We start from the raw sequence: 17,230 nt of genomic DNA, 5'->3' as shown, positions 1-17,230 counted from the left end.
GGCTATACCCGTGCAGATTTGCTCGCCTAGCTCGCGCGGGCGAAGGAATTCCGGTGGACAAGGCTGAGGAATACAACTGAGCCCCTCGAGAGAGTAGTGGTGCCCGCAGCCAATCAACACGGTCGACCAGGTTGATTGGCTGCCAGCCGCCTCATCATTCTTGAAGAACTCGTACTCGGTCGTGACAGCGCGCTGTCACGACCGAGTCGATTAAGACAACGTTGGAGTCGATCGACGGATGGATGGAAGAACAGCCTCAAGAAGACCCGGAACCTCGCTACCGCCGAGCAATAACTGGCGATCCAAAAGTCGGTTCGAAGTTTCGCACGATGTCTCGCTTACCAGGGCGCAGCCGTGACACGCGGAAAGGTTAAGTTGCGAAGACCCCTGCCGGTCGCTTTCAATGCAAACAGGATCATTAGAACAAACATCTGCATCGTTAAGAGCGGCGATAAGCAAGGGGAAGAGTTGCTTTGGGGCGCCTAGGCGGACCAGGCCACCGAGGGTACCTTGGGCATCTCCCGCTGCAGTATAGATCAGGATCCCAGCAGTATTATCTGCTCGCTCAGAATTGGCATAAATGCGCTCGCTCAGGGAAGCCGAGGAGTATCCGCTAGCGAAGGCGAGGCGCCTCACCAATATATGTGCAAGTGTATGCAGCGCAATGAACCTGGGCTCGGGCACATCGAGGCGATGTGCCCATTCTGTATGGTTTCGGCGCTCTATCAGGATGCCAGCCCGAGCACGGACGGCAGGATGTGCTTCCCACTCTGCGATTACATCTTCATTGAACTGAAGGAATATTCCTTCACCGAATAGTTCGAGTGAGGGGTAAGCGGGCCTGTGTTTTGGATCCTTGTCGAGATCTGCACGGATGAATTCACTCTGTGGAGAATGGCGCCGGAAGCCCCTAAGAGCACGCACCTCTCGCACACGACGAACCTGGCCGACACCAGTGAGTGCTTGGTGAAGTTCAACTGGACCTGTAGTGAATTGGCTCGATTGCCAACCGTCCACGACGAAATCGCCAGCAGTATTGTCCCTGCCCGACTCGATCTTCTTGATGAAAGCTGCCCATTCCCCATCTTTCAGGTCAAGGAGTTGGGGCTCTGATTCCGAATTAGACGATAGCGCAATGGCAAGAACCGACTCAGAAGAAGCGCCGAGCTCTTCCGCGATCCAACCCGCGATCTGTTCTGAGCGCGGGCCGCCGTTGTCGTCTACAAGTCGTTGGTACAGGTCGTGTGTACGTACTTTCTCTATAATTTCTTGCGACTTTGGCTTTTCTTCCGGTATGTCGAGCGCTGACACCCGATCAGCAATGTAGTTACCGGTGGCACCACGCTGTACGGCTCGCAGCAATGAATCGCAGGGTGTGACGACCGTATTTTTCGGTTCCCATGGCTGTTTCCCAGCGCAACGGACTCCGTCACGCAGCAGAGAACTCTTTCCCACCAGCTCTGTTAGGGAACGGGATCGGTTGCACTTGCCGCAGACGACGCGTAGCGACGCGAGTCCTTCACCGTGCTTGCTTGAACGTTCGAATCGTAATTCTGAGACGGCGCGGCATAAGCGATTTTCCGCAGTGATCCCTTCGTCGTTCCCCCTGTGTGTCCACATAAACCACGGGACATCCTGAATATGGCTACCTTTCTCACAAACTGCAACGTATCGCATCGGGACAAGAGCTCCATTGCACGCGCACTTGTTTTGGTACTTCCCTTTGTTCGTGCCAGTGAGTTGTGACAGTCGACCACACCGCTCACAGAAGCGCCATGCAGGGAACCTGAAGTAGAGCAGGCTTGTTGTATCTGTTCCGGCGCGTCCCGCGTGTGACGGTGCCTGCCGTAGTATGCCTCCCCCAAGCTGAGCCACGAGTCGGTCGCAGGTGATCTCTGGGGCTGTTTGGCGATCCCACCAAGACGTGTCTGGCGCGATGAGGGATTCGCCAAGGACATCTACAATTGCGCCAACGCCGAACGGTGACAACGTTTCCGATAGCCGCAGGTCATGTTTGATCTTGCGCACGTTCAACCTCCTGAAAGGGTTCTTGGACTTCAACGGCCACGTTGGGTTCGACTGATCGCATGGAATCTCCGACGAGCCAGCCTGATCCAGGTTCCCCGAACCGCTTAAGGAGGCCCGTACCGGAGCCCGCACGACGCTCGTACAGCAACGGTTGTCCATCTTCCCGTGCCGTGCGCGCCACCCGGTCCCAGTCGCGCAAAAGAGCCCATAGTTGCTCAGAAGCTTCGTCGCGTTCGGAGGGGTCGGCTCGGGAAATCGAGGCGAGCAACTTGTCGATCAGGGGGTCCAGAATCGATCGCAGGCTGAGATTCTCTAAATCGAAATTCGTAGCCGAGTCATCCGATGCAAGTGCCGGAATTGATTGGCGCATCAGCATTATCAGAGCGCCGGCCAAAGATCGATCACGCGACGAAAGCGACCATGGAGTTACGCTCGTAGGTTCGACGTTTTGGTACAGCACATCGTGATAGCTGCGAAAGGTCTCGAAGTGAGAACGGTCCCTAGCCCGATTGGACCGGAATAGCGTAACGACGATGCCGTTGATTGAGCCACGACCAACTCGGCTTGTCGCCTGGATGTATTCAGCTGTGGTTTTTGGCTGTCCCACCATGAGCATCATAGCGAGGCGCTGAACATCGATGCCAACGGACAACATATTCGATGAAAGGACCACATCGACAGCGTCTGACGAAACATCTGCGCTGGTCTCAAGCTGTCGTAGATCATTTGGAAGCTCCTCAGGACTGCGCCTGCTGGTCAGCTCCAAGACGGATTCTGCTTGAATCCGGCGTAAATCAACACCTAGACGATCAGATCGAGTTTCAAGGCGGGCATTGACGTCGTCAAGGAGCAGGGAACCTGTGCGTCCGAGTTCCCGAAGACTGTTGTGGTACATGACTACGGTCCAGTACGGATCTACTTTGCTGCCTAACTTTTCGGTGTCCTGGACAACTGCCGGAATTTCCAACAGGGGGGCAGCAGCTGATACGAGTGCAGTTGCTTGAGGAATGCTCTGAGGCATGACTCCTAAATACAATCGTCCCTTGCCACTGGCAATCGGCTGGGCAAAGAATGTTGTATCACCATCAAGACCGGCTGGCGGGTACAGTGCTACTTTGCGACCATACAGTCCTTGAACTTGCTCGTTGGACGCGCGAATTGTGGCGGTTGACGCGATGATCTTGGGATGAGTCCCGGAACGATTGAGTAGTAGCTGAATTACGGCATCGAACACGGCGACTGTCGTCCCAAGCGGCCCGGAGAGGAGGTGCAACTCATCTTGAATAATGAGTGATGGTTGCTTGTACGCTGTCCCGATCCCAAGCAGTCGCCCCGCACGTTCTTTGAATTGAAGTCTCGCAAATTTGTCGACCGTGGCAAGTAGAAAGGTTGGCGGATCATCATACAGAACTTCGTCAACGACAGCCATCGGCAGTTCCCGGGATGAGAACTCGCATGCACGGTTGACGCATCGAAAGATCACGTCCTTTCCAGCCTGCTGGGCTCCGTAGGCTCGTTTAGTATCGTCTCTAAGTTCAGGTACAAGCTCAGTTCGGCACCATGGGCATTGGCTGATTTGGAATTTATTCGCTTCGCGCGGGTTCCGGGCTTTATACAAGCGGTCGAGTGAGTATATGGCATCTGCACGGGTGCCAGGCGTCACCTCGTTTCCGACCCAAAGTCCGATTGAGAATTTAGCCATCCCTTGGACTCTGGGGTCGAGTTCTCGTAGGAGTTCCATCGCACAAATGACCGACGCGGCGCGCTGGAATTGCTGGGACGTCAGGAGACGCAGCGTGTATCTGGTGATCACCGCTGTACCAGCGCCCTTGATCCCATGTTTGATGCGGCGAAGGAAAATCGCGATCGAGGCAAGTGCGAGATACGCTTCGGTCTTCCCTCCGCCTGTCGGGAACCAGATGAGGTCCACAAGTTCGCGATCAGGATGAGTCGCATCTGTTGTCGAGGCCAGCGAGACAAGAATGAAACCCAGTTGGAACGGTCGCCAGACCGCTTTGTCTAGCGGACGTAGCTTTTCCATCTGAAGACGCATGGCGGACATTCCGAGAGAGAACGCCAGCCTAAGTTGTGTATTTTCTTCACTAGCTAGATAATCAATTCCAGTCTTCATCCGTTTGGCGGCAATTCTGGACCTGGCAGCAACGTTGACAGCATCGGAACCCAGGTCTTTTCCTTCGAGTTCCTGTTCGACAACCCAGCTCGCGAATTGGTCGACAAAGGCGTGCAATGAGTGGATCACCGCGGCAGGATCGCGGTCGATCGTCTCCAAATGGGCGATATCTAGCGACATTGCTGCGATACTGGCTGGATCGAGCCCCGTTTGAGCAATCGCAGGTACGACGTAGTGGGGCACCGGATCAAGGAATACCCGACTGCACTTCCCTGAATCATCAATGTCCCAGCCAGCCGCCATGCCATGCCCGACGCCGAAGACCTTGCGTCGCCGATATCGCAGCAGTAACTCCCTTGATTCACTATCGAGGTCGATCGACTGTGCCACATCGTACTCGAGGATTTGACTGCCAGCAGCAGGGCGTGCGGAGATATCTACCTGGAACAGAATCCGTTCAATGTCTTCGAGATCATCGCCTGTAGACTTCGCAAGGACTCGAACGTGTAGGGTCACCAGCCAGTTATCTCCGTAGCGGCGCCACCTTGTACCGATCTCTATGGGTATGCCACCCACATTAATCGGGCGATGAGGCATGGACTTGGTTAGCCGCACTTCGGAGTATGAATGGGTGTGTCTGGTCCAGCGTCGTGGTCCATCGTCGAGCGCCATGACATAGGTAGCAGCGGCAAAGTCACACGCGATGGAATCCCCGTCGGTCACGAATGAAATTGCCACAGATGAAGGGCGCCAATCTTCGGCGAGTGGTGTCGAAGCATATTCTTCCTCAACGTCGCCTTCCTCAACGTCTGCGGACACAAAATCATCTGGGTTCAACTCTGGTGTGTCGGTAGCGCTCGATGACGACGAGGAATCGTCAAACGGAAAAAGCATTCCAACTATGTATTGGAGTGACGGTCGGTTGAATAGCACTTCATCAACGCCTTGCTCTGGGCCAAGGTACGCCTTCCTGATGTGCTTTAAAGCGCTCGATTGAGCTGCAGTGAGGCTCATCGTAGCCGTCCTTTCACATGTCCGATTTCTCGTAGACGCTTTTTGTCCGGCTCAGAGGCAACAATGTGCAGGCCAACCCTTGCACGGGTAAGTGCAACGTAGAAGTTGGACAGTCCCGGTTCGTCGAATTCGCACGGAAGATCACAAACGATCACGTGCTCGGCTTCGAGTCCTTTTGCATTTCGTGGGCTGAGGACGCGTATTCCGTCATGAAACTCGTCCATTTCAGGGGGTGCGGTTACGGGAATTACCCAGATATCCGATCGTTCGATGCCGTTTCTGGTCAACAGTGTTGCTGTACTGAGGGCTAGGGCCAGTGTGGAGGTATCCGGTGCCCACGTCCAATGGATTCTGTCCCCGTGAACAATTCCAGGGTCACCGACGTCTGCACCTAAATACTCCTGAACCATATGAACGATCGCCCGAGTGTTGCGCACATTCAAACTCAGGTCATACTCGAGCGCATCTTGTCCAACAAGATCGAAGACATCTGAATCAAAGCTGCCGTCAACATGGGTCTGGTTGTTCGGATCCAAGAACATCCGCCAACGACCTTGTGTTCTCCCACCCCGGCACACTAGATCTAGTGTGTCCATTGCTTCAGCTGACATCAGGTCCTGGGCCTCGTCCACAAGAACCACGTCAAATTGTCGCTCCGAAGTCAGTGCATCAAAAGGAATCACCTCGATGGGACGATTGGCAAATATCGGCTCAAAGAACGACCGAAGACCAGGCGATCGGAATGTCACGAGTACCGACCGACCGGCCGATGATTCCTGTTTAGCGGCTTCAGCGAGGACAAGGGACTTCCCGGTTCCGGCACCGCCGAGCACCACTAACCGTGGATTCTTCGCCAGACCGGATAAGACGCGAGCCTGACCCTCTGTGGCGTGATTCTGTTCATCTAGTACTGCGCCACGCTGGGCATCCAACATTGGCATTCTTGAGAATTCGCCAAACAATCTCGTGCGAAGGTCCGAAGAACCAGCGATCCGTTCGCGGGATGGTGCGGCGTGGGCTAAACTTGCGACTTCGTCCAATGCTGCTGTCAAGTGCTGGACTGACATCGAATCACGCGCAAGCCAATGGCTGGCCTTCCATTCTGTGGAAGACGGAGGCGCGTCAATGTCTGGGGTAACTACGACTGCTTCGGCAGCAAACCAGCCTAAGCCATCCTCCCGAAGAATGCTCTTGAGCGCGAACATTGCAGATCTTGCCTGCTCCATTGGAGACGATCCGAGCCTGTGCGAGTCACCGCGACGATCGGTCGAATACCAGACGCCCTCAAATTTCTGAACCCCGCCGCCCTTGACCTCCACGATCATGGCAACTCCTTTCCAAAGGACTACGAAATCGGCCTCAGCCATCTGCTTGTAGGCATGCGAGCGAAGCTTTACCGAGTAGAACCCAACGGCCTCTCGATCCGGAATCGCGTGTAGAAGACGGGCCAGTCGGCGTTCCGCGTCACTTTGAGCTGTCCGTTCAATTTCGGTTAGGTCTGGGCTTAGTATCACGATTGTTGCTCCTGCCACAGTTCTTCATACTCGCGGAACCCAAGCAGGTTGTTGATATCGGCGCTGCCAAAATTATCTGCCATATCTACGATTAGACACTCTTCTTTGCCACCATTTTTGAGGCCACGAAGTCCGCGACCAGCCATCTGAATATACGCGTTGGGGCTGAATGTGGGTTTGGCGATGTACAACGCAGTTACTCCGGGCGCATCGAATCCCTGGGTAAGTAGGTCACAGTTCGTAAGTACTTGAATTTCATCGTTCTTGAATCGTTCGATCACGTCGCGCCTTTCCTGGCGGCCGGTCTGGCCGCTAACGGATGCCGCCTCTATCCCCCGGAACCGAAGTGTCGCAGCAAGTACTTGGGCCGATAGTACTGTCGGGGCAAACACAAGGACGGACTTACCCCACTCGGGCCCAAGACCCATAATGCTGTCCACGAGTGTTCCCATGCGTGCGTGGTCTCCCGCGACTTTGTCGAGAACAGTTCCGCTGACGCGCTTCATTCGTGTTGCCTCACTGACCTCTTCTGGTGTGAGGGAAAGGCGCGCACCGTGAAGGATTTCGTGTTTCACCTTGGCCAGCACACCACGTGAGACAAGCTCCTGGTAGGGATTCGTGTCGAAGGCAGCTAGTTTGCGCCGCCCGAACCTGGCTGCGAGCTGGTCCGTAGCCTTAACGGAAGTGCCCTTGAATGGCGTTGCGGACAGTCCGATTAGGGGCCGGTCCCACTTGTACCCGTCCACGCCCAGCCACGACAATAAAGTCGTGTATCGTGACGAGGCTCCGGCGACGTGACCTTCATCGATGATTACAGCGCCCGCTTCTGCCAACCAATCATATTCGCCACTGTTGATGACGACTTCTAGTTTTGCATCAGTAGCGACGATGATACTGAGTTCCGTTTCCGGTCGGTGGACTTCATTGCCCTGCCAGAGCCGACCAATTGTTAGAGGTATGTCAATCCGTTGATCGGTACAAAGGCCCCGCCACACCGCGCTGAATGTCTGAACAGCTTGCTCGCAAAGTTCCTGAGACTGGGCGATCCAGAGGACCGGCCCATTGAGCTTGCCATCAATGAACAACTGAAGAACTGTCTGACTTGCAACACGAGTCTTCCCCGCGCCTGTCGGCAATTCGACCATGGCTTTGGCGCGGCGGCCTTTCTCCCCAATTTCGAGTAGAACTTCACGCAAATCCGCACTGATCTTATCCTGGTAGTCGTGAAGTGGTGGCAGGATCGTTGCACCTGGAACGAGGAACTCGGCTTCCGGGTGGTGAGTTCTTTGGCCAGCATATTTGGGGCCAAATCCCATTTTGCGAAGCCACGAGATAGTTGCCTCGCGGCCCGCCCACTGGCTCGGAACGTCGGGGAAGCCTTCGCGGCGGAACATTTCTGCAAGTTCTCGGATGGTGTCTTTTCCATATACCGAAAGGTAAAGTTCAGCAACGGACGTGGTATTCGAAACAAGTCCCTGTGCTTCCAGTCCCTGCCAGAGGCCTTTTGGTAGTTTTTCCCGTAAGTCATCTTCTCCGAAATAGACTCCAAGGCGATCGGCATCTGAAGTTGCGGCGTGGGCTTCTTGACGCAGCAATTCCAGGTGGTGCTCAAGGCCGACTTGGAGAACGCGATCAATGTCGGCATTGTTGAAACCAAGGTTGAACTCGCTGCTGATGAGTTGCAGAGTTCGACGTTCGTCGAAGCCGATGTGGACTGTAAAAGTGGCTCCGTTTCGGTAGGAGTCGATGGACTGTTCTTCGGTGCCGTGCTCCGTCGACACATTCTTGGTGATTGATTCGGCACGAATGATCGCAATATCGCTGAGGTTGGTGCCAGCTGCTAAACCACGTAGTCCTGTGAAAACGTCCAGAAGTGGCTCAGGTTCCCTCTGACCGTCGATGCGTATAGAAAACTCGAAACTATCCTCGAATCGCAGGCAGCCGACGTCTTCTATGAGGGAGGTGGATTGTGACTCTGTTGCGAACAGGTATGGGCGCTGGCGCGACTGTAGATAGTCGCGCTGTTCGTCATCGATCGCGACAAAAACTGTTGTCGTTGTGCTTGACTCGATGATGCGCCCCACACGGGCCGGAATACTTGGCGGCTGGGTTCCCGGATAAGCAAGGTGAGCCGCCTCGATAATGAACTCGACTAGAAATGCGTCGGTGGTCTTCGGAGGTAAGAGATCTATTCGAAGTGCTGCTTGAAGTACCGGAACCGAAATAGCATCGAGAGTGGCTGGTATGTGCAGGATGTCGACTATGCTGCGGGGGCCCTCATAAACGGGGAGCAAGTCTTTGTACTGAGCGAAAGATGGAGCAACTACTTCCGATACAGGACGATAGCCAAGTGAACTCTTGAGTATGCCGGCGCGTTCCGTTGCCCATCGCACGGGAGATTTCACGCGGTAATTCAGACCCGTCGCGGTATCTTCGCAATCCCATGGTGCATCGCCGAATTCCAGCAGACGGCGGGTCCAGGACTCTCGTGAAGCCTCGCTGGCACCAGCGTCCTTGAGAAGTAGTAGGACAGAGAATGGTCCCTGTGATTCGCCTCGGCTCGGGTACAACGAGATCTGTTCGATCGGTCGGTCTCCAGGGGTGAGACGAGCGTTCAATTCCTCCAGAACCCATTTTCGATACTCATCAGCTTCGAATTCGTCCTCGAAGGAGAAATCTTTGCAAGGCGCATTGATGACGCCGAGCACGTGAGCGAGGGCAGGCAGGCACCGTTCACGATCGAGGAGGAGCCTGGCGTCCGCACTATGGATATGGTCGTCGACATCGATGACTTGTTGGGGCCAGTGCCATCCTCCGTCCTTGGTCGGTACTAGGACGACTGCCCTTGGATTGGCGCGGACTGCTGTGACTGCATCTTGAGATCTGACGTCAAGTGCAGCCTCCCAGAATTTTTCTTGCAGTTCGGGACCAGCATTGGGTGTGAGGCGATCGAGCCGGGCGGTCAGAATAGCTACGGGATCCAGATCTCGGAAACCAACCTTGCGCAAGACATGATCAAGATTTCGCTTTGGCAGGTTGAGGAACTCTGCCGTGACGAATGCGGCTCCTTCGATTTCGATATCCTCTGTCTGGGCGAGGAACACGTGAGCTCTTTCGTCGATCGATCGCAGCCCATCATCCGTCGGTATCACACGGGCCTTTTCGGCATCCGTCTGCCCGAGGTTGGTTAAGACTACGCCAAGCGCATCGGCTGCAGAAGCGAGGGCAGGTCCGTCAGCCCATTCCTTGAGCCAGGAAAGCACTCCTCGTTTCGGGATTACTTCGAGTGCCCGTTTGAGATCGCGAACGTCGCTATCGAACTGACTAGGATCCACGCTCACGGCAAACAACTGACGCATCCGAGCCGTTCGTTGATTGGAGGCATAGCACCGCCAATGTGGCACATTGTTCAGTGTGTTCGGCGAATTGATCCATGCTCTATGGTCGGACTCCTGGATTTTCCAGTCGCACGAAAAGTCGAGCGGCCGCAGAGCTGAGGGACTGCTGAGAAGCCCGTTGCCGTCCGGAATCAGCTTGGATGCAACAGCGAGCGGCGGCACCAACGCACACAACACCTCGTCGCCGAAATAGATAGCCTCACGGCCACGGGCAGGGAGATAATCAAGTGGGGCTGCAGGATCCTCAGGGGTGCTAAGTCTGGGGAGAATTTCGACGAATATGTCTGAAAGAGTGGCGAGGATTTCTCGATTATAGCCGTTACTCAAGAGCGTGGTTCGGTCGTCATTCACGCTCCACGGTGCATTGAAGAATCCAGTGGCCGATGTCTTGTCCTGCAAGGGAAAGTAACTCCAGAACTGGCCGACTTGCGTGCCAGCATCGCCTACATCGGAATTAGCCCTTCGAGGCTTCAGTGGTACCGCAACGCTCACCTTGATTTTCTCTCGCGAGACTGCTTCCCCGACCTCGTGCCGTGCTGCCTGGCTCGGTGTGTGCATGCGTTCACCGATGAACCACTCGTCACCGGTGCCATCCGGACGTTCGATTTTGTAGTGTCCGGGGCCGATCCTTCGTGACACGTGACTCGTCGAGAATCCATCGTCGCCAAGGACTCTGAGTCGAACCTCACGAACCGCGTTTACAAAGAGAAGGAATTCTGATGAAAACGACAGCATTTCGCGACGCAAGCGATCCGTGTTTTCGATGTCGGGGAGACGGACAATGGTAGTAGCCCAGCTAGACATTTCTCGAAGGATAGGATCCTCGGAAATGACCGAAGCGGCGTCGACCGCCGTGGCCGTGCGTAGGACTGGGATGCGACGTACAGGAGCTCCAACGCCCCTAATTTCCCTCTGTGCACGAGCTGAATTGAACTCAAAAGCGATAGACCGACTCAAGACCTGTGGGGAGTCAGTTACGGCTAGGACCGACTTGAAGCCGAGCCCGAATCGCCCAATTTCGTCGCCCCGTTTCCCGCTGACGTGCGCATGGTTGATTGCGATCAGGCCACTCTTGGAGAACGGGCGACCCGAATTAGCACAATAGAGTGAGCGTGACTTCAGATCCAGTATGATCTCAACTCGGCCGATATCTGCCGGCTCGGCCTCAGTCGGTCCGGACATTGCATCGGCAGCGTTTTGTACAAGCTCGAGAAGGGTCCGATTTGCATAGCCCCCGGTCCGGATGGATTCCTCGTGGTTGGAGTGTTCAGTGATCAGCGTAGGGTTAGCTCGGTAGGCTGCGATCGCCTTGTCGAATTGACCATCTATTTCCCGAACTAGCACCTCATTGGGCGCCCAGTCTGTCGTTGTCTCCACTGTCTATTCCCCATGTTCGCATGCCGGTTTTTAGACACCATAACAACAACCGTAGGCAAATCGGCAAACTGTGAAGAGTCCCCGCCCAACGTGACGTGACTCATCTCGGATGGACAAGGAATGTATGACGACTTCGCGATCCGCCAGGCCCTATGTGTCAGGCTGGACCGGCTCCACTGGGTCATAGCAAGTCCGCAGAATTGCGTGGTTCGAGGACCAGGCAAGCCGTGTAGCGTAGTCTGATCCAAAATTGTCTCTGGTGGGCCATGATGGTCGAATGGGTAAGCCCGGTCCGCGTGTCGGTGGAGTGGCCCCTCGAAGGTTGTTCACCCCGCGCAGAAGCTTGAATATTTGGCCGCATCCTAAAGTAATTAGGCCGTGATCCACCGATCTTTCTGGGGTTGCTACGGTGTTCTAAACACGAAATGCCGGTCTTCTCGGGGAAAGTTGGACTGACCACAGCTCAACTTTCCTGAAGCTGAAAGCACCTCGCAGCTGCTAGTTTCCCACACCCGGGCGGCCGTGCCAGTTTCCTTTGACAGGGAGAACGTTGTCTCGCCTGCCGTGATGGTCCCTATGATGCGCCTGGCCAAGGACGCGGGCCTGCATTCGTTGCCGGATGAATGGTTGTCGGTGCCCACAGATAACGACCCGGATGCGGGGCTGAAGGCCGCGACCTTGGCGGACTGCATTGTCGCTGGAGCTGACAGCATTCGTGACATAGCCGTGCTGTGCCACGGTGCAATGAAGCAAGTCTTCACGGGCTGTTTGCCCCGTCAACGCTTGGGCGTGTTCCTGCGTTTCTTCACCTTCGGGCACGTGCGCCAACTCGACGCTGACGTATCTCGCTTACTGATCAACCTGGCCCGCAAAGCACCCCTGTTCGGGGCACCGTCCGGGGAGTCGTTCGTGTTCGCGGAAGTTGACGACACGATCTCGGAGGTCCACGGGTATCAGATGCAGGGCTCCGGGTGTGGCTACTCTGGGATCCGTGGGCTGAACAACGTCCTGGACACCGCTTCGAGGGAATAGGCCGCCCCGGTCATCACCGGCCAACGCCAACGCAAAGGGGCGGCGACTTTGGCCCGAAGTGCGAAGAAATGTGTTTCGTCACCGAGGCGCTGGGAACCCTCAAACACACCCTGCCTCACGCCGGTCCGTTGACGACGACGTATAGGGGGCAGGGTCCGATGAACGAACCTAGAATAGGACTCTCAGGCCCACGGTACGCTCAGAGGGGTGACGGCATCAGGTCTAGAATACCGGTCCGCAGTACGGGAATGTCGTGGTTGTCCTCGGCGTTTTGTGCTGCAGATATGGCCTCGGCTGTGTCGACCCACTGTGTTCTGGTCATCTTATCGAGGAAGTCCACGGGCAGCTCTCGACCGAGAGCTGCCGCCAGAACGTGAGCCGCGAGCCGTGGTGGAATGGCGTTACCGATCTGTTGAGCGATGTCTTTGCCTGACCAGGGGTAGTCAGCAGGGAATGTCTGGAGCCGGCCCGCCTCTGAGACTTTCAGGCGATCAAGTTCGCGCTCGTTGGAGAACAGGCGGTTCCGGGAAACCTTCCCGGTAACTGTGAAAGCTGGTTCCTTCGAAGTACGCCGGCCTCGAGCTTTGGGATCGCCACCCGTGCCATAGTTGGAAACGAGGACATATGGCTCGATCCGGTCCAAGGTCGCTCCGATACTTATGCACGGCAGCAACGCCGGACGGTCCGTCGAAGCTTTCAGCTCATTTCTAGTAAATCTACGGTGCGTGGCAGCGGGCAGCACGGGTGTGTGGGATCGGTTCGCCATCAAAATTGCACGGCGGCGGGTCTGTGGGACACCGTACTCCTCAGCGTGGAGAATGCCAGTTACGGTCTTGTAACCAAGGGATTCGAGCGCCTTCGCCATGGCCTCCCACACGGGAAGGACGGCTGGTACTTGCTCCAAGACGATCACCTCATACGCGTTTCCAGCTTGATGGGCCTCCAACGCCCATCGCAGCGGTTGTAGCACTAATCCTGTTCGTTCGTCGTCCAACGCAGCTAATTCGGAAGTGACGTCCTCCCCATGGACCATGCGCGCAATGAACGACAGGACCTGGTTCAATGCTTTACGTCCGGCACCTGCTCCAGCCACGGTGTACGTCTGGCATGGAGGGCCTCCGGCAAGGATCGTCGCCTGGCGGAATTCATCCGGGCCATGTTCCCGCACGTCACCTTGCACAGTTTCCAGACCGGCAGCTCGCCTGGTCGCACAGGCGTTCTCATCCCATTCGATACCTGCCACGGACAATCCAAGCCAACGCGCTGCGACATCCAATCCACCCGGGCCGGCGAAGAGATCTACCATTTGGGCAACAGAATGGGGTGGGTCTGATTTCACGAACGTCATGGAAGACAATCCTATCGGTCGCCAGATCACCGGCGGACCAGCATCCAGGGCTTCCAGCGGACCATGAGCAACGCACGCAGGTGCGATGGTGTTCAAAATTTGTGCAGCACGTCGGGCAAGACAGTCTGGATCGTTGTGTCCCGTCGTGTAGCTGGCCCAAGCATGAGTACTTCGATCAGTGCAAGCAGACCATCACGCGACGCACAAAATCACATCCAAGAACCGAAATGCAATAGCCGAGAACTAAACGACTCCTCAGGGCACAACGCAGCCGCGCGTGATGGATTCTTTGAACATGTAACCTGGTCCTATGGCAGTGGGTGTGGTTGAAGGCCCGTGGACCGACGATGAGAACGCACTGACCGTCTCCACGTATTTCGGGATGTTGCGCACGGAGTTGTCCGGCGAGCGTCTCAACAAGGCTCAGTTCAATCGCGGTCTGCAAGAATCGACGGGCCGGAGTAGGGGTGCCATCGAGTTCAAACTTGCCAACATTAGCGCTGTGCTGCACCAGATGAAAGCTTTCTATATCAACGGGTATAAACCACGATCAAACGTGCAGAGTTCTCTGAGAGCAGAGGTAGAGCGACAGCTGAGGGCTGACAGCGCGTTGGAATCTTTGATGTTCCGGGCTGTGGATGTTCCAGTAGTGAACCCAGCGGTGGATTTGGTGTTGCAGAGAACCGCTGCCCCCACTCTGGAGGTGGAGGACTTCACATACCACCGGCGAGCAATCAAAACTGATTTCGTTCGGCTCGAATCCAACAAGCGGGATCTCGGCATTGCTGGGGAGTTGGCGGTGGTGAACCACGAGAAGCACCGACTGGTATTGAACGGTTGTAGCAGCTTGGCGGATCGCGTGGAGCACGTGTCCGTCACTCAGGGTGACGGACTTGGTTTTGACGTATTGTCCTTCAATGCTGACGGGTCCGAGCGCTTCATCGAGGTTAAAACGACTCGGCGAGCGGATACCTGGCCCTTCATTGCAACAAGGAACGAAGTGGCGTTTTCTACGGAGATCCCTGAGCAATTCCATCTGTACCGCGTATATGGCTACGGTGGCCGGAGACCTGGGCTATTCACGTTGCCAGGTTCGCTCGAAGATACGTGTGCGCTCGTGCCGCGCGATTTTGACGCGTACGCAAAGTGATCTTGCTGCCATTGGGGCGTGCTGCGTCTTGCGAAGCACGCATCCGTGGCCATCCTTCGTCATCTACTGTCGCGTAACTTTTCGTCGTGCCACAGTGGGAGTGTACGTACGCTTCTTCGAGGAGAACCACTGTGAGCATTCGAGACAACACCAACCGCCGGCTCAAGGAAGTACTGGACGTCATGGCCGCTGGATCGCGGCTGGATATCAAGCCCAACGGGGGAGAGGTGCTGCTGGAAGCTGCCAAGCGCATCCCATTTACTGCTGAAGAAGCTGAGCTGCTTAGCGGCGGTGTTCCGCGCGGCCACAAGAACCTGACCAAGGCGACTGCCGACCTGGTAAAGGCCGGCTGGATGACGAAGGGGCGCAGCGGCTGGTCGATCACCGACAACGGCCTGCGTGCCACGGTGGCCTTTAACACCGTCGAGAAGCTTGTAGAAGCACTCAAGAACGGAACTCTTATTCCTGCCGGCACGCCGATGCCTGAAAACCCGGCTGAAAAGCCGTCAACGACGGTGACCAGCGTTCCGGCGGCGGGCTTTGGCGAAGCGGAAGTGTTCGGCAACCACCAGGACGGACGGCCGGAGGCTGTCGCGCTGGCCGGGAATTTTGGCGAGGTGGTTGGAGCCCCGAACTGGGACCCGACGGCTGACAAGCTGCAGATGTCGCCGGCGGAGCAGGGCCTCTGGAAGCTGCTGCTTGATCTGCCTGCGGGGGAATACAGCTACAAGGCGGTGCTGAACGGGTCGTGGGATGAGAACTATGGTGCGTTTGGCGTCCGGGACGGGGCGAACCACGAGTTTATGCACGCCGGCGGTCCGGTCGACTTTGTATACAACCCGGTGACCAACGACGTATTGCGCGGGGGATTCTAGAGACCCCTCTGCCTGTTCCCGCCATGTTTGGCGGCCGGGGCAACGGCGGGGTGGCAGTCGTTCCCCAAAGCAGCCCGGAGCAAGCCGCCGGCCGCAGCGGAAGGCGGGGTCCGGCGTCGGACATCACAGAGTATTGGGGCGGCGCCACCTGCCGCGTCTCAACGGGCCGGGCGGGCCCTTGGGCTAGCCTTGATGCATGACTACTGAAGCGATGGATTCCCCCTTGGGCGAGGTGGCGGCAACGGCCTGGCACGGGGAGGGCGGGAACCTCGTCGTTGAGGGTGACAACCTGGATTTTTTGGCAACGCTGCCGGATGAGAGCTTCCGGCTGATCTACATCGACCCGCCGTTCAACACCGGCAAGGTGCAGGCCCGACAGTCCATTAAGAATGTGGCGAATGAGTCGGGATCGCGCGTGGGGTTCAAGGGGCGCAGCTACGACACGATCAAGGGGCTGACGCTCAGCTACAACGACCAGTTCGGCGACTACTGGGAGTTCCTGGAGCCGCGGCTGGAAGAGGCGTGGCGGCTGCTGGCGGACGACGGGACGCTGTACCTGCACCTGGACTACCGCGAGGTGCACTATGCGAAGGTGCTGCTCGATGCGCTGTTCGGCCGCGAGTGCTTCCTGAACGAGATCATCTGGGCCTACGACTACGGTGCGCGGACGAAGAGGCGCTGGCCGGCGAAGCACGACAATATTTTGGTGTACGTGAAGAATCCGAAGTCGTACTACTTCAACAGCGCCGAGGTGGACCGGGAACCGTACATGGCGCCGGGGCTCGTGACGCCGGAGAAGGTTGCGCTGGGGAAGCTGCCGACTGACACGTGGTGGCACACGATTGTGTCACCGAACGGGCGGGAAAAGACCGGGTATCCGACGCAGAAGCCGCTGGGGATCCTGCGCCGGATCATCCAGGCGAGCACCGAACGCGGGGACTGGGTGCTGGACTTCTTTGGCGGATCCGGCACGACCGGGGCCGCGGCGCTGGAGCTGGAGCGGCGGTTCGTCATGGTGGACCAGAACCCGGAGGCCATTGAAGTCATGCGCCGGCGGCTGGACCCGGAGGCCGTGACATTTGTGCGGCATCCGGGTGGGGGCCTGGTCTCTGGTGCTGCCGCGGAGTGATGCGTGAAGCCGTTTGAGCTTCAGTTCCGGGTTCGCGGTCAACGATTGGCTGGAGCATCTGGGCAAGGGTGACGGGCTGGGACATCCAACAGCCTTGGACTATGCCAGAATCAACGCCGTCGTCCAGCATGAACAGGTGCCGCCGATTGACTAGCGGCTGGCCCTTCGTTGCGGCACGGCCGACCGGCAGTCTGAAGTAACCGACGGCGCCGGACAGCGCAAGGTGGGCTGTCC

Annotated in this window: 10 protein-coding genes; 5 read left to right on the top strand and 5 right to left on the bottom strand. The window is 56.8% G+C overall.

What is annotated here, in order from left to right:
• Positions 1–210 precede the first annotated feature (210 nt).
• Genes drmB through JOF48_RS19975 form a run of 4 tightly spaced genes read right to left on the bottom strand, consistent with a single transcriptional unit; the run spans position 211 to position 11,462 of the window.
• Positions 211–2,028 carry a DUF1998 domain-containing protein gene (gene drmB, locus JOF48_RS02795; RefSeq protein WP_209677091.1) on the bottom strand — a complete coding sequence of 606 codons (1,818 nt, stop codon included), beginning with the start codon at positions 2,026–2,028 and terminating at the stop codon, positions 211–213.
• Positions 2,009–5,173: a helicase-related protein gene (locus JOF48_RS02790; protein ID WP_209677089.1), complete on the bottom strand. Its 3,165-nt coding sequence runs from the start codon at positions 5,171–5,173 to the stop codon at positions 2,009–2,011. The genes drmB and JOF48_RS02790 overlap by 20 nt, the downstream gene beginning before the upstream one ends.
• Positions 5,170–6,687 (bottom strand): nuclease-related domain-containing DEAD/DEAH box helicase, encoded by a 1,518-nt coding sequence (locus JOF48_RS02785; protein WP_342591322.1) that lies wholly within the window; start codon positions 6,685–6,687, stop codon positions 5,170–5,172. Before JOF48_RS02785 ends, JOF48_RS02790 begins: the two co-directional genes overlap by 4 nt.
• Entirely contained in the window at positions 6,684–11,462 is a 4,779-nt protein-coding gene (locus JOF48_RS19975) for a sacsin N-terminal ATP-binding-like domain-containing protein (protein WP_209677085.1), read from the bottom strand. The genes JOF48_RS02785 and JOF48_RS19975 overlap by 4 nt, the downstream gene beginning before the upstream one ends.
• Before the next feature lie 576 nt (positions 11,463–12,038).
• On the opposite strand from JOF48_RS19975, the gene JOF48_RS02775 reads away from it, so the two are divergent.
• Positions 12,039–12,494 (top strand): hypothetical protein, encoded by a 456-nt coding sequence (locus JOF48_RS02775; RefSeq protein ID WP_209677083.1) that lies wholly within the window; start codon positions 12,039–12,041, stop codon positions 12,492–12,494.
• Positions 12,495–12,693: 199 nt separating this feature from the next.
• On the opposite strand, the gene JOF48_RS02770 is transcribed toward JOF48_RS02775, so the two are convergent.
• Positions 12,694–13,842 (bottom strand): DNA cytosine methyltransferase, encoded by a 1,149-nt coding sequence (locus JOF48_RS02770; protein ID WP_209677081.1) that lies wholly within the window; start codon positions 13,840–13,842, stop codon positions 12,694–12,696.
• Between the two features lie 310 nt (positions 13,843–14,152).
• Here JOF48_RS02770 and JOF48_RS02765 point away from each other — a divergent pair, with 310 nt between their 5' ends.
• From JOF48_RS02765 to JOF48_RS02750, 4 genes are all read left to right on the top strand, one after another.
• Positions 14,153–14,992, top strand: a complete 840-nt coding sequence (locus JOF48_RS02765) for a protein NO VEIN domain-containing protein (RefSeq protein ID WP_209677080.1) — start codon at positions 14,153–14,155, stop codon at positions 14,990–14,992.
• Between the two features lie 131 nt (positions 14,993–15,123).
• On the top strand, positions 15,124–15,867 hold the full coding sequence (locus JOF48_RS02760; protein ID WP_342591139.1) for a pullulanase X25 domain-containing protein: 744 nt from the start codon (positions 15,124–15,126) through the stop codon (positions 15,865–15,867).
• Between the two features lie 211 nt (positions 15,868–16,078).
• Positions 16,079–16,996: a DNA-methyltransferase gene (locus tag JOF48_RS02755; RefSeq protein WP_209684079.1), complete on the top strand. Its 918-nt coding sequence runs from the start codon at positions 16,079–16,081 to the stop codon at positions 16,994–16,996.
• A 13-nt stretch (positions 16,997–17,009) separates the two neighbouring features.
• Positions 17,010–17,150: a hypothetical protein gene (locus JOF48_RS02750; protein ID WP_209677078.1), complete on the top strand. Its 141-nt coding sequence runs from the start codon at positions 17,010–17,012 to the stop codon at positions 17,148–17,150.
• Positions 17,151–17,230: the final 80 nt, after the last annotated feature.

This window comes from Arthrobacter stackebrandtii (assembly GCF_017876675.1).
Lineage (GTDB): Bacteria > Actinomycetota > Actinomycetes > Actinomycetales > Micrococcaceae > Specibacter > Specibacter stackebrandtii.
The sequence above is the reverse complement of the archived record's forward strand: the minus strand, read 5'-3'. Positions and strand labels throughout refer to the sequence as shown.

Excerpts from the sequence above, each read along its gene's own strand:
- JOF48_RS02790 (WP_209677089.1), bottom strand. The coding sequence starts at position 5,173 with ATGAGCCTCACTGCAGCTCAATCGAGCGCTTTAAAGCACATCAGGAAG.
- JOF48_RS02775 (WP_209677083.1), top strand. The coding sequence starts at position 12,039 with ATGATGCGCCTGGCCAAGGACGCGGGCCTGCATTCGTTGCCGGATGAA.
- JOF48_RS02770 (WP_209677081.1), bottom strand. The coding sequence starts at position 13,842 with ATGACGTTCGTGAAATCAGACCCACCCCATTCTGTTGCCCAAATGGTA.
- JOF48_RS02765 (WP_209677080.1), top strand. The coding sequence starts at position 14,153 with ATGGCAGTGGGTGTGGTTGAAGGCCCGTGGACCGACGATGAGAACGCA.
- JOF48_RS02755 (WP_209684079.1), top strand. The coding sequence starts at position 16,079 with ATGGATTCCCCCTTGGGCGAGGTGGCGGCAACGGCCTGGCACGGGGAG.